This is a genomic window from Drancourtella sp. An57, from assembly GCF_002161525.1.
Lineage (GTDB): Bacteria > Bacillota > Clostridia > Lachnospirales > Lachnospiraceae > Sellimonas > Sellimonas catena.
The window spans coordinates 121,953-134,610 of sequence record NZ_NFHY01000009.1 but is presented as its reverse complement, the minus strand read 5'-3'; the positions used below and the strand labels follow the sequence as shown (position 1 = coordinate 134,610).

General features: G+C 47.9%; 12 protein-coding genes. All 12 read left to right on the top strand.

From position 1 onward, the window contains the following. Positions 1–244 precede the first annotated feature (244 nt). The 12 genes from argC (at position 245) to holA (ending at position 12,617) form a co-directional block, all read left to right on the top strand. Positions 245–1,285 carry an N-acetyl-gamma-glutamyl-phosphate reductase gene (gene argC / locus B5G11_RS09220; RefSeq protein WP_087167521.1) on the top strand — a complete coding sequence of 347 codons (1,041 nt, stop codon included), beginning with the start codon at positions 245–247 and terminating at the stop codon, positions 1,283–1,285. 6 nt (positions 1,286–1,291) lie between these two features. Continuing rightward, the gene (locus B5G11_RS09215; protein WP_087253008.1) at positions 1,292–1,738 is read left to right on the top strand and encodes a GNAT family N-acetyltransferase; all 447 of its coding nucleotides are present in this window, start codon (positions 1,292–1,294) and stop codon (positions 1,736–1,738) included. Between the two features lie 42 nt (positions 1,739–1,780). Further along, positions 1,781–3,004, top strand: coding sequence for a bifunctional glutamate N-acetyltransferase/amino-acid acetyltransferase ArgJ (gene argJ, locus B5G11_RS09210; RefSeq protein WP_087253006.1), 1,224 nt, complete (start codon positions 1,781–1,783; stop codon positions 3,002–3,004). 12 nt (positions 3,005–3,016) lie between these two features. Further along, the gene (gene argB, locus B5G11_RS09205) at positions 3,017–3,913 is read left to right on the top strand and encodes an acetylglutamate kinase (protein ID WP_087167394.1); all 897 of its coding nucleotides are present in this window, start codon (positions 3,017–3,019) and stop codon (positions 3,911–3,913) included. After that, positions 3,906–5,087: an aspartate aminotransferase family protein gene (locus tag B5G11_RS09200; RefSeq protein ID WP_087253004.1), complete on the top strand. Its 1,182-nt coding sequence runs from the start codon at positions 3,906–3,908 to the stop codon at positions 5,085–5,087. Before argB ends, B5G11_RS09200 begins: the two co-directional genes overlap by 8 nt. A 64-nt stretch (positions 5,088–5,151) precedes the next feature. Continuing rightward, positions 5,152–5,583, top strand: coding sequence for a DMT family transporter (locus B5G11_RS09195; protein ID WP_087167392.1), 432 nt, complete (start codon positions 5,152–5,154; stop codon positions 5,581–5,583). Positions 5,584–5,664: 81 nt separating this feature from the next. Next, on the top strand, positions 5,665–6,315 hold the full coding sequence (locus B5G11_RS09190; RefSeq protein WP_087253002.1) for a helix-hairpin-helix domain-containing protein: 651 nt from the start codon (positions 5,665–5,667) through the stop codon (positions 6,313–6,315). Positions 6,316–6,327: 12 nt separating this feature from the next. After that, complete coding sequence (locus B5G11_RS09185) at positions 6,328–7,017, top strand: response regulator transcription factor (protein WP_087167390.1); 690 nt, start codon at positions 6,328–6,330, stop codon at positions 7,015–7,017. Next, on the top strand, positions 6,995–8,449 hold the full coding sequence (locus tag B5G11_RS09180; RefSeq protein WP_343215489.1) for an ATP-binding protein: 1,455 nt from the start codon (positions 6,995–6,997) through the stop codon (positions 8,447–8,449). Before B5G11_RS09185 ends, B5G11_RS09180 begins: the two co-directional genes overlap by 23 nt. Positions 8,450–8,461: 12 nt before the next feature. Continuing rightward, on the top strand, positions 8,462–9,397 hold the full coding sequence (locus B5G11_RS09175) for a GerMN domain-containing protein (RefSeq protein ID WP_087167388.1): 936 nt from the start codon (positions 8,462–8,464) through the stop codon (positions 9,395–9,397). 3 nt (positions 9,398–9,400) lie between these two features. Beyond that, the gene (locus B5G11_RS09170) at positions 9,401–11,599 is read left to right on the top strand and encodes a DNA internalization-related competence protein ComEC/Rec2 (RefSeq protein ID WP_087252999.1); all 2,199 of its coding nucleotides are present in this window, start codon (positions 9,401–9,403) and stop codon (positions 11,597–11,599) included. Between the two features lie 40 nt (positions 11,600–11,639). Continuing rightward, entirely contained in the window at positions 11,640–12,617 is a 978-nt protein-coding gene (gene holA, locus B5G11_RS09165; protein ID WP_087252997.1) for a DNA polymerase III subunit delta, read from the top strand. Positions 12,618–12,658 lie beyond the last annotated feature (41 nt).

Here is a 12,658-nt window from a genome sequence, read left to right as displayed (position 1 = left end):
TATACACCTTTTTTTATAATTATGCAACAGAAAAATGTAGAAAATCAGATAAAAATAGAAGATTTTTCGAGAGACAATGCATAATACACAAAAAAATATTCACAAAAGAAGAATAATTATACAAAAAATATGTGTATTTATACTTGTGAAAGGAAAAAAAAGGTTGTATACTAAAGACTACAAGCAAAACAGCTCGATTCCAACAGAGCATTCTATAGAAAGAAAAGAAAGGATCGAAAGAATCATGATAAAAGCAGGAATCATCGGAGCGACTGGATATGCCGGAGGAGAACTGGTCCGGATCCTGATGGGTCATAAGGACGTGGAGATCAAATGGTACGGTTCCAGAAGTTATATCGATCAGAAATACGCAGCAGTTTACCAGAATATGTTTCAGATTGTGGAGGACGTCTGTAAGGATGACAATATGGAGGAACTCGCAGATCAGGTGGATGTGATCTTCACAGCAACGCCGCAGGGATTTTGCGCTTCCTTATTAAATGAAGACATTCTCTCCAAAGTCAAAGTGATTGACTTAAGCGCGGATTTCCGTATTAAAGATCAGAATGTATACGAGGAATGGTACAAGATCGAGCACAAGAGTCCGCAGTTTCTGCCGGAGGCGGTGTATGGACTCTGTGAGATCAACCGGGAGCAGATCAAAGGGGCGCGGATTCTCGCCAATCCGGGATGCTATCCGACCTGTTCGATTCTCTCCATCTATCCGCTTGCAAAAGAAGGACTGATCGATATGAATACACTGATTATCGATGCCAAGTCCGGGACATCCGGAGCGGGAAGAGGAGCAAAGGTGGACAATCTTTACTGCGAAGTGAATGAAAACATCAAAGCATACGGAGTGGCCTCCCACCGGCACACACCGGAGATCGAGGAGCAGCTGACCTACGCATCCGGTGTAAAGACGGTCCTGAATTTTACACCGCATCTGGTGCCGATGAACCGGGGAATTCTGGTGACAGCCTATGCTTCCTTAAAGAAAGAAGTTTCCTATGAAGAAGTGAAAGCAGTCTATGACCGCTATTATGAGAATGAGCAGTTCGTAAGAGTGCTTGAGAAAGGCATCTGCCCGCAGACCAAATGGGTGGAAGGCAGCAATTATGTAGATGTGAACTTCCAGCTTGACCCGCGGACGGGCAGAGTGATCATGATGGGAGCAATGGACAATCTGGTGAAAGGAGCAGCAGGACAGGCGGTACAGAATATGAATCTGATGTTTGGTCTTCCGGAGAACGAAGGACTGAATCTCGTACCGATGTTCCCGTAAGAGAAAATGAAGATTCGGATAATGACAATTGAGGATTATGACCAGGTGTATCACCTCTGGAAAACGATTCATGGATTTGGAATCCGCAGCATTGATGACTCAAGAGAGGGTGTGGAGCGTTTCCTGAAGAGGAATCCGACGACCAGTGTAGTGGCAGAAGAGGACGGGAAGATCGTAGGATGCATTCTCTGCGGTCACGATGGAAGAAGGGGATGCTTTTACCACGTCTGTGTAGAGGAGGCATACCGCAAGCACGGAATCGGACGCCAGATGGTGGCTGCGTCCATGCGGGCGCTGCAGTCAGAGGGAATCAACAAGGTATCTCTGATTGCCTTTACACAAAATGATATCGGGAATGCATTCTGGAACCGGATCGGATGGACGAAACGGGAAGACCTGAATTATTATGATTTCACTTTAAATGAAGAAAATATTACAGTATTTATAGAATAAAGATGCCGGGCAGAATCCGGGATCAGAACGGAGGATGGGAACATGAAGATAGTAGAAGGCGGAGTGACAAAGGCAAAAGGATTTGAGGCAGCAAGCACCGCAGCGAAGATCAAATACGAGGGCAGGACGGATATGGCACTGATTTACAGTGAAAAGCCGTGCGCGGCAGCAGGAACATTCACGACGAATGTCGTAAAAGCAGCGCCGGTGAAATGGGACCGTCAGGTAGTGGATTCCGGGAAACCGGTACATGCTGTCGTTGTTAACTCCGGCATTGCAAATGCCTGTACCGGAGAAGAAGGAATGTATTACTGTGAGGAGACTGCCAGGGCGGCAGCGGAAGCACTCGGAATTCCGGCGGACAGCGTAGCCCTTGGATCGACCGGAGAGATCGGACGCCAGCTCCCGATTGACCGTATGAAAGCAGGAGTCAAAGCACTTGCGGAGAAAAAGAATGATTCCATCGAGAATGGAACACTGGCGGCAAAAGCCATCATGACGACAGATACCGTAGAGAAGGAACTGGCAGCTGAGATCGAAGTTGGCGGTGTGACAGTGACTATCGGTGGAATGGCAAAAGGTTCCGGAATGATTCATCCGAATATGTGCACGATGTTAAGCTTCATAACCACAGACGCAGTCATTTCCAAAGAGGCGCTTCAGAAGGCGCTGAGCGCGGATGTGCAGGATACTTATAACATGATCTCCGTAGATGGAGACACCTCCACAAATGACACCGTACTTCTCCTTGCAAACGGAGCAGCCGGAAATGAGGAGATCAAAGAGGGAACACCGGAGTATGAGGCATTCTGCCAGGCACTTCATGAGATCAATGTTTATCTGGCAAAGAAGATTGCAGGAGACGGCGAGGGAGCCACGGCTCTGTTTGAGGCAAAAGTCATCGGAGCCGAGACAAAAGAGCAGGCAAAGACCCTGGCAAAATCCATCGTATGCTCTGACCTTACGAAGACAGCCATTGCAGGACACGATGCCAACTGGGGACGAATCTTCTGCGCCATGGGATATTCAGGGGCACAGTTTGATCCGGAGAAGGTTGATCTGTTCTTCGAGAGCAAGGCAGGAAAGATTCAGATTACGGAAAACGGTACTGCTGTTGCCTACAGTGAGGAAAAAGCGACGGAGATTCTCTCTCAGCCGGAAGTGACAGCCATTGCGGACATCAAGCTGGGAACGGAAGAAGCATCTGCATGGGGATGCGACCTTACATATGATTATATTAAAATCAATGCGGACTACAGAAGCTAGGAGGTAGGAAAAATGGACAAGAGTATGCAGAAATATCTGGACAAGGCAGAAGTGCTGATCGAAGCGCTCCCGTACATTCAGCGTTTCAACAGAAAGATCATCGTAGTAAAATACGGCGGAAGCGCCATGCTCGATGAGGAACAGGAAAAGAGAGTCATCCAGGATGTAGTCCTGTTAAAGCTCTGTGGATTCAAGCCGATTATCGTTCATGGCGGCGGCAAGGAGATCAGCAAGTGGGTTGACAAAGTCGGAAAGGAAACAAAGTTTGTCAACGGATTCCGCGTAACAGATGAAGAGACGATGGAGATTGCGGAGATGGTACTTTCCAAAGTCAACAAAAAGCTGGTACAGCTCGTGGAAGAGCTTGGAATTAAATCCATCGGAGTCAGCGGCATTGACGGCGGACTTCTGAAAGTGACGAAAAAATACGTGGACGGCGAGGACATCGGATATGTAGGAAGCGTCTGCGACGTAGAGCCGAAGATCCTCTTTGACCTTCTGGAAAAAGATTTCCTTCCGGTAGTCTGCTCCGTTGGTCTGGACAATGATTTCCAGGCATACAATGTCAATGCGGACGAAGCTGCATGTGCTATCGCAAAAGCGGTGAAAGCGGAGAAACTTGCCTTCCTGACAGATATCGAAGGTGTCTACAAAGATCCAAAAGATCCGGAAACATTGATTCCGGAGCTTTCCGCAGAAGACGCGATCCGTCTGATCAATGAAGGCTACATCGAAGGCGGTATGCTTCCGAAGCTGAAAAGCTGCATCGATGCGCTGGAAAACGGAGTTTCCCGGATTCATATTCTGGACGGCCGGATTCCGCATTGCCTGCTGCTTGAGATCTTTACCAACAAAGGAATTGGTACAGCAATTTTAAATGACAAGGAGTGTCGGTATTATCATGGATAAATCATATATGGACTCCGTACAGAATGCGCTTGTACACACATACAATCCGGCTCCAGTGATCCTGGAGTATGGAAAAGGTGCGTATCTGTACGATACGGAGGGCAAAGCTTATCTGGATTTCGCGGCCGGATATGCGGTAAATTCTCTCGGATACGGAAATAAAGAGTGGAATGAGGCTCTGAAAAGCCAGATTGACAAGCTGGCCCACACTTCCAATCTTTACTATCATACAAGAACAAAAGAGGCGGCAGAAGCGCTGAAGAGGGTGTCCGGGATGGACCGGATCTTTTTCTGCAACAGTGGCGGCGAGGCGGTGGAAGGTGCATTGAAAGCATCAAGAAAATACGCCTATACAAAAAAGAGTGGAAGATTTGAATGGATTGCCATGGAAGAATCTTTCCACGGACGGGGATTCGGTTCTGTTTCCGTGACAGGCCACAAAGCTTATCAGGAGCCGTTTGAGCCGCTTGTTCCGGGTGTGAAGTTTGCAAAGCTTAATGATCTGGACAGTGTGAAAGCACTGGTGACAGACAGGACCTGCGCCATCATTGTAGAGCCGGTGCAGGGCGAAGGCGGAATTAACGTGGCGACGGAAGAATTCATGAAAGGAATCCGCAAGATCTGTGATGAAAACGATATTCTGATGATCTGCGATGAAGTACAGTGCGGCATGGGCCGGACCGGCTCCTTCTTTGCATGGCAGGAATACGGCGTGCGTCCGGATATTATGACTATGGCAAAAGCCATCGGAAGCGGATTCCCGGTAGGGGCGTTTGCCATGACGGAGAAAGTGGCAGAGTATTCACTTGCCCCGGGAGACCACGGTACGACTTACGGCGGCGGACCGCTTGCCTGTGCGGCTGTGGCAAAGACCGTTGAGATCTTTGAAGAGAAACACATTCCGGAGCATGTTAAGGAAATCGGAGCTTATCTGAAAAAACAGCTTGAGGAACTGGCAAAGAAACACGACTGCATTCTGGCCTGCAAAGGAAAAGGTCTGATGCAGGGAATACAGCTCAGTATTTCTCCGGCGGAAGTGACGAAAAAAGCACTGGAAAAGGGACTGCTTCTGATCAGCGCAGGAAGTGACGTAATCCGGTTTGTACCGCCTCTGATTATCGCAGAAAAAGAAGTGGACGAACTGATACGGATTCTGGATGAGATCCTGGAATAAAGAATAAAAACCGGCATACTGGAAAGACTACTTTCTTATATAGAAGAAAGGAGGGATTTCCGGTATGACCGGTTTTATTATTGCATTGATTTCCGGTGCGCTAATGAGTGTGCAGGGTGTTTTTAATACACAGGTGACGAAGACGGCGGGAATGTGGGTCAGTAATATGTGGGTCCAGTTTTCTGCATTTATCGTCTGTCTGATCGTCTGGTTTTTTGCAGGCAGGGATTCCGTTGGAAGTCTGATGGAAGTACAGCCAAAGTATATGCTGCTTGGAGGAGCCATTGGTGCGGGCATCACCTGGACTGTAATCAAAAGCATGGATCAGCTGGGGCCGGCAAAGGCGGCGCTTCTTATTGTCATTGCGCAGTTGATAGTGGCTTATGTCATTGAACTTTTCGGACTCTTTGGAATGGACAAAAGTCCGTTTGAATGGAGAAAGGCGGGAGGGCTTCTGCTTGCGCTGATCGGAATTGCGATTTTCCAGTGGAAATAGAGTTGTAATTTAAAAAGAAATTCGTTACAATAGAACTATCTGCATAGAGGGGGCTTTTATCGGCTGCGGTAAAGGAGTACTATGCATAGAAAGAAAAGAAAATTGTTTTGTATGGCGGCAGTTCTGATTTTTCTGGTGTTTGCAGGATGCGGCGGCAAGGAGGACGAACCGGAAGAGACGGTGGTGCTTCTGGAGGAAGAGTCAGAGAAAGAGGCTGTTTTGGAAGAAGATACTGAGCAGAAGTCTGCCGGGGAAGAAGAGTCAAAAGACCGGAAGAAGACAGAGCCGGAGATGATTGTTGTCTACGTCTGCGGGGAAGTCCAAAAAGAAGGTGTTGTTACGCTTCCTGCCGGAAGCAGAGTTTATCAGGCGATCGAGATGGCGGGCGGCGTGACTGAGGAGGCCGAGGCTTCCTGGCTGAATCTGGCGGAGGTTCTGACAGATGGAGCCAGGATTTACGTGCCGGACAAAGAGGAAGTAAGCGGAGCAAATCCGGCAATCCCGCAAGGAGCCGGAAGCGGATCCCCGGAAGCAGCCGGTGGGCTCGTCAATCTCAACCAGGCTTCCAAGGAGGAACTGATGACGCTTCCGGGGATCGGTGAGGCAAAGGCTGAGGCGATTCTTCAGTACAGAACAGAACATGGGAACTTTGATTCCATCGATGAAATTAAAAATATTTCCGGTATCAAGGATGGAGTTTTTGAAAAGATTAAAGATAAGATAACAGTGTAGCGAGGGAGAAACATGGCAAAAAGGGTATTGGTTGTAGACGATGAAAAACTGATTGTAAAAGGAATACGCTTCAGTCTGGAACAGGACGGCATGGAAGTGGACTGCGCATACGACGGGGAAGAAGCTTTGGCCTATGCACGGGACAATGATTACGACATGATTCTTCTGGATATCATGCTTCCGAAGCTGGACGGGTTTGAAGTATGCCAGCAGATCAGAGAATTTTCGGATGTACCGATTGTGATGCTGACGGCAAAAGGCGACGACATGGACAAGATTCTTGGACTCGAGTATGGTGCGGACGACTATATCACAAAGCCGTTTAATATTCTGGAGGTAAAGGCAAGGATCAAGGCCATCATGCGCCGGACAGGCAAGAAGGAAAAAGATGGAAAAGATGCGAAGGTCATTGTCAAAGGAGACTTAAAGCTTGACTGTGAGAGCAGAAGAGTATTTTCCAAAGACAGAGAGATTAATCTGACGGCAAAAGAATTTGATCTTCTGGAACTTCTGGCCCACAACCCTAACAAGGTATATTCCAGAGAGGATCTGTTAAATCTTGTCTGGGGATATGAGTATCCGGGCGATGCAAGGACTGTGGATGTACATATCAGAAGACTTCGTGAGAAGATCGAAGTGAACCCGAGTGATCCGAAATATGTATATACAAAATGGGGAGTTGGTTACTATTTTAGGGGGTAAGTTAAAACTCAGGCACCATCCGTTTAAAAGTCTCAGGTTTCTGATTTTCCTGCTGATTCTTTTTATGGGAATGGTGCCGTGTCTGATTTTACGTTTTGTGGTTCTGCGGTCCAACGAGAGCCACTCTGTCTCAATCCGCATGGCAGAGATTCAGAATCAGTGTACGATTCTCTGCAACCAGCTTTCCGTGCTGGACACACTTTCGGGAGATATCCCGGAGACGATCGACGCGGAGATCACACAGTTTTCCAACATTTATAACGGCCGGGTCATGATTATCGATCAGTCTTACCGGATCATTGAGGATTCGTACGATCTGGATGCGGGCAAGACGATCATTTCCGGTGATGTGATCAAGTGTTTTGAAGGTGAAACAGTCAGCAATTATGACGACCGGAACAGCTATATCGAAGTGACATCTCCGATTCAGGGGACTGCGTCCAAAGAGATTGTCGGTGTTATGCTCGCAAGTGTTTCCACGGACAATATTGTGGATATTCAGGAAAATCTGAGACAGACGCTGGATATTATCATCATTACGGTGTTTGTTGTATTGATTGCGGTGGGCGTGCTGATCAGCTTTTACATTACGCGTCCGCTGAACCGGATTACAAAAGCAGTCGAAAACATGACAGAAAGTTATGAGGAAGACGATCTCCATGAAAATGCATTTCTGGAGACCATCCGGTTTTCGGAGGCGTTCAATAAGATGATCGGAAGGTTCAAGGTTCTGGACGAATCGAGACAGGAATTTGTTTCTAATGTCTCACATGAGTTGAAGACGCCGCTTACTTCCATGAAGGTGCTGGCGGATTCTCTTCTTTCCCAGGAGGAAGTGCCGGCAGAGCTCTACCGGGAGTTTATGGGAGATATGTCGGAGGAGATCGAACGGGAGAACAAGATTATCAACGATCTCTTGTCTCTTGTGAAGATGGATAAGACTTCCAACGATATGAATATCGAAATGCTGGATATTAACCTCATCGTAGAGCGGATTTTAAAAAGACTCAAGCCGATCGCGCAGAAACAAAATATCGAGCTTGTATTTGAGACATTCCGTACAGTGGAGGCGGAAGTAGATGAGACAAAACTTTCTCTCGCAGTCAGCAATCTGGTGGAAAATGCCATCAAGTACAATCATGAAAATGGCTGGGTGCATGTATCGTTAAACGCAGACCATAAGTTTTTCTATTTAAAAGTGGCGGATTCCGGAATGGGAATTCCAAAAGAAGCGCAGGAACATATTTTCGAGAGATTCTACCGCGTGGACAAATCTCATTCCAGGGAAATCGGAGGAACGGGACTTGGGCTTGCCATTGCACGAAGCGCTGTGATCATGCACAGAGGGGCTATCAAAGTGTACAGTGAAGAAGGGGAGGGCACGACGTTTACCGTGCGGATTCCGTTGAAATATGTGGCAAATGCAAAATAAGAGGAGGAGACCATGAAAGGAAAAAGGATTGTATCATTTCTGCTTGTCATACTCATGGCGTCTGGTCTCCTGTCCGGCTGCAGGAGAGGAGAGCAGGTCAAGCAGGGAGAGTTTGGACTGTTTTACTTAAGTGCGGATAAGACGGAACTTGTGAGAATTGCCGGGGAAAAGAAAGACGGGTCAAAGGCGGAGCAGGTACAGTATGTGCTGGATGCACTGGAAAAACCGGCTGAAGAGTCAGAGGACTATCAGACCCCGTTTCAGAATGACGTGAGAGTGGAAGAGTTTGAGATCGACGGAAAACAGGTGGATCTTACTTTTAATGAGAAATACACATCTCTGGATGCCGCAGAAGAAGTGCTTCTGAGAGCGGCGGTTGTAAAATCACTGGTACAGATTTCCGGGATCGATTATGTCTCTTTTTATATCGGAGAGGAGCCTTTGATGGCGGCAGACAATACGCCGGTCGGCCTGATGAGTAACGAGGATTTTATACAGAATGTCGGATCTTCGCTCCACTCCTATCAGTCTACGTCACTGACGCTTTATTTCGCCAACAAAGACGGGGACAAACTGGTTAAGGAAACGGTAAATAATGTCCGGTACAACAGTAATATCTCCATGGAACGTCTGGTGATTGAGCAGCTGTTGAAGGGGCCGTCCTCTTCGGGAGCCTATGCAACGATTCCGGCCAATACCAAGATCTTGAGTGTATCCACAAGGGATCAGATCTGCTATGTCAATTTTGATCAGGAACTGATGAACATGAAATCCAATGTAAAGCCTGAGATCCTGATTTACTCGATCGTCAATTCGATTGTGGAGAGCGGGATGGCAGGCCAGGTACAGATTTCCATCAACGGTGAGAGTAATATCAACTTCGGCGAAAGCGTTCCGCTGGACCAGCCGCTGTCGAGAAATCTGGATCTTGTGGAAGGAGAAAAATAAAGATTGAAAAACAGGCCGCTTGCAGTAATGTGCCTTGTTTTTCTTGTGATCCGCTGTCTGGTCTTCTGGGCGGGAGCCAAATGGGAGTTCCCGCCGGAAGTACTGCGGATGGACGGAGAAAAGATCTGTGTGAGCGGGCGTATTTTTAAAAGAGAACAAAGGGAAAAGGGCCCGACATGGTATCTTCGTGCGGGAGACAGGGCGTATATCATCTACAGCTCCGAGTGGAGCGATTACAGGATCGGCAATACGATCATAGTCACAGGCACCTTTCATCTGTTTGAAAGGGCTTCTAATCCGGGAACATTCGATTCCCGGTCTTATTATCAGAATCAGAATATCTACGGAATGATCTTTCCGGAATCAATCAAAGTTACAGACAACACAATTCAATATGGAAAAGAATGGATTACCTCTCTTCGGGAGCGGTGGAAGAAAGAACTTCTGGACAGAATGGGGGACGAGGGTGCGGTTTTAAGCGGAATTCTCCTGGGAGATAAAAGTGCCCTGGATCCGGAGGTGAAAGAGCTGTATCAGAAAAACGGAATTGCTCATCTTCTGGCGGTCTCGGGGCTTCATGTGTCCTTTATCGGCCTTTTGATTTACCGGACAATGCGAAAGGCGGGAGTCCCGTTTTCTGGAAGCGCCGCCCTGGGCATCCTTGTTTTGCTCCCGTATGCAGTGATGACGGGATTCAGTGTCTCGGCAAGAAGAGCAGTTTACATGTATTTTATCCGGATGGGAGCAGAGGTGACGGGAAGAGTCTATGACCTTTTGACAAGCCTTGTCGTTTCCGCTGCTGTGATTGTGGGGACAGCGCCTCTTTCCGTATTTGATCCGGGATTTCTCCTCTCGTTTGGTGCGATCTTTGCCATCTGGGGAGGGGAAGAGCTGCGAATCCGGTTGGAGGAACTGAAAGACAAGGAAAGAAAAAAAGAGAAAACTCCTGGAATAAAAAGGAAGAAAACCATCCGGCAGAAACTGCTTTGGGCAGCGTATCCGGGGCTGTGCATTCAGCTTCTGACCTTTCCGGTCCTTCTTTCTTCCTATTATGAATTTCCGCTGTACTCGGTCCTTGTGAATATCTGGGTAATTCCGATGATGTCGGTTGTCATGGGAGCCGGTCTTTTGGGAAGCATCTGCTGTCTGGTGCTGCCCCCTCTTGCGGATGTCATTCTCTGGATCAGTAAGGCGGTTCTGATGTTTTACGAATGGAACTGCCGGATCATGCTGAAACTGCCTTTGGCAAGAATTGTCACCGGAAAACCGGATACAATCCAGATTCTTCTCTATCTGTTTTTACTGATGCTGGTATATCTGCTGTTCCGAAAAGGAAAGGGAAAATCGGGGATGTCCGCCCTTATATTTGCACTGACTCTGCTTCTTGGTCCATGGAGTCAGCATTACGGAGAGCTGAAAGTCACCATGATAGACGTGGGTCAGGGGGACGGGATTTTGATCCGGATGCCGGGAGGACTGGACTGTCTGGTAGACGGAGGAAGCACATCGGAAGAGATGCTGGCAAAATACACGCTGGAGCCGTTTCTGGAAAGCAAGAGAATCCGGATGTTGGATTATGTCCTGATTTCCCATGGGGATACGGATCACATCAGCGGGATACAGGAAATGCTGGAGCGCCAGGAGGTGGGCGTCGGCATCCGGACACTGGTTCTGCCCGAGCAGCATCTGTGGGATGAAGGTCTTGAAAATCTGGCACGGACCGCAAAAAGAGCAGGGACAAAAGTGCGGACCATGAAAGCGGGGGAAGCAATCCGGGACAGGGCAGGGACAGAGCTTTCCTGTCTTGGCCCTTCCGAAGAATATGGAGGAGAACCGGGAAATGAAGCATCCATGATTTTAAAACTTTCCAGCGGGAAGTTTTCCATGCTCTTTACCGGGGATCTGGAAGGAGCAGGAGAAGAAGACTTCTTACAGGGAGAAAGCGGTTCAGGAACCTATACCGTACTGAAAGTTCCCCATCACGGTTCTGACGGAGCAGCGACAGAAGCGTTTTTAGAACAGAACAATGCAAGGTATGCACTGATTTCTGCGGGAAAAGACAATCCATACGGACATCCGGGAGAAAAGCTTCTGAAACGTCTGGAAACCTGTGGAATCCAGACATTCTGTACAAAAGAGGACGGAGCCATCACATTGCTGGTCAAAGGGGAGACAATGACCATCCGAAAATTTTTGGAATAGGGTGTTTACGGAAAAACATGTTCTATGCTAGAATAGCGGTATGAAAAGTTTAAATGAAGATCTCAAAACAGGACAATTTAAACAGGTATATCTTTTGTACGGTGAGGAGAGCTATCTCAAAAAGCAGTATAAGGACAGGCTTTCCAAGGCGATGCTCCCCGAAGGGGATACGATGAACTATGCGTATTACGAGGGGAAGGGAACGGATGTCAGACAGGTCATCGATCTTGCCGAGACGCTTCCGTTCTTCGCCCCGCGACGACTGATTGTGATGGAGGACACCGGATTTTTCAAAGGCGCCTCTCCGGAGCTTGCGGAGTATATCCGCAGCATGCCGGAGACGACGTGCTTTCTTTTTGTGGAGAGCGAAGTGGACAAGCGGGGAAAGCTATACAAGGCGGTAAAGGAAAAAGGGCGCATTGTGGAGATGACCAGACAGGACGGCAATACTTTGCAGAAATGGGTACTCTCCATGGTGAAGAAGGAAGGACGGCAGATTACCCAGTCGACGGTCCGGTATTTTCTCACGAAAGTCGGGGAAGATATGGAAAATATCCACGGCGAGCTTGAGAAGCTGTTCTGCTATACTCTTGGGAAACAGGAGATTACCATTCATGATATAGAAGAAATCTGTACGACCCACATAGACAACAAGATTTTCGACATGGTCAATGCCGTGGCAGATCAGAAGCAGAAGCAGGCGCTGATGTATTATTATGATCTGCTGGCCTTAAAAGAGCCGCCGATGCGGATTCTCTTTCTGATGACACGGCAGTTCCGTATTCTGCTGGAAGTATCTGAGATGAACAGACGGGGATACGGGAAAAAAGAGATCAGTGAAAATGTCAAGGTTCCGCCGTTTGCGGTGGGACGCTATCTGGCACAGGCACAGAAGTTTTCTCCTTCCAGTCTTCGGCAGATTCTGGAGGACTGTGCTTCGACAGAAGAGGAGGTCAAGACAGGAAGGCTTGCCGATACAATGGCGGTGGAGCTTCTGATTGTACAATACAGTAGTTAATATAAGATACAGCAGTTATAATGAGTTGATTGGAGGATTTT

Excerpts from the sequence above, each read along its gene's own strand:
- argC (WP_087167521.1), top strand. The coding sequence starts at position 245 with ATGATAAAAGCAGGAATCATCGGAGCGACTGGATATGCCGGAGGAGAA.
- B5G11_RS09215 (WP_087253008.1), top strand. The coding sequence starts at position 1,292 with ATGAAGATTCGGATAATGACAATTGAGGATTATGACCAGGTGTATCAC.
- argJ (WP_087253006.1), top strand. The coding sequence starts at position 1,781 with ATGAAGATAGTAGAAGGCGGAGTGACAAAGGCAAAAGGATTTGAGGCA.
- argB (WP_087167394.1), top strand. The coding sequence starts at position 3,017 with ATGGACAAGAGTATGCAGAAATATCTGGACAAGGCAGAAGTGCTGATC.
- B5G11_RS09200 (WP_087253004.1), top strand. The coding sequence starts at position 3,906 with ATGGATAAATCATATATGGACTCCGTACAGAATGCGCTTGTACACACA.
- B5G11_RS09195 (WP_087167392.1), top strand. The coding sequence starts at position 5,152 with ATGACCGGTTTTATTATTGCATTGATTTCCGGTGCGCTAATGAGTGTG.
- B5G11_RS09190 (WP_087253002.1), top strand. The coding sequence starts at position 5,665 with ATGCATAGAAAGAAAAGAAAATTGTTTTGTATGGCGGCAGTTCTGATT.
- B5G11_RS09185 (WP_087167390.1), top strand. The coding sequence starts at position 6,328 with ATGGCAAAAAGGGTATTGGTTGTAGACGATGAAAAACTGATTGTAAAA.
- B5G11_RS09175 (WP_087167388.1), top strand. The coding sequence starts at position 8,462 with ATGAAAGGAAAAAGGATTGTATCATTTCTGCTTGTCATACTCATGGCG.
- holA (WP_087252997.1), top strand. The coding sequence starts at position 11,640 with ATGAAAAGTTTAAATGAAGATCTCAAAACAGGACAATTTAAACAGGTA.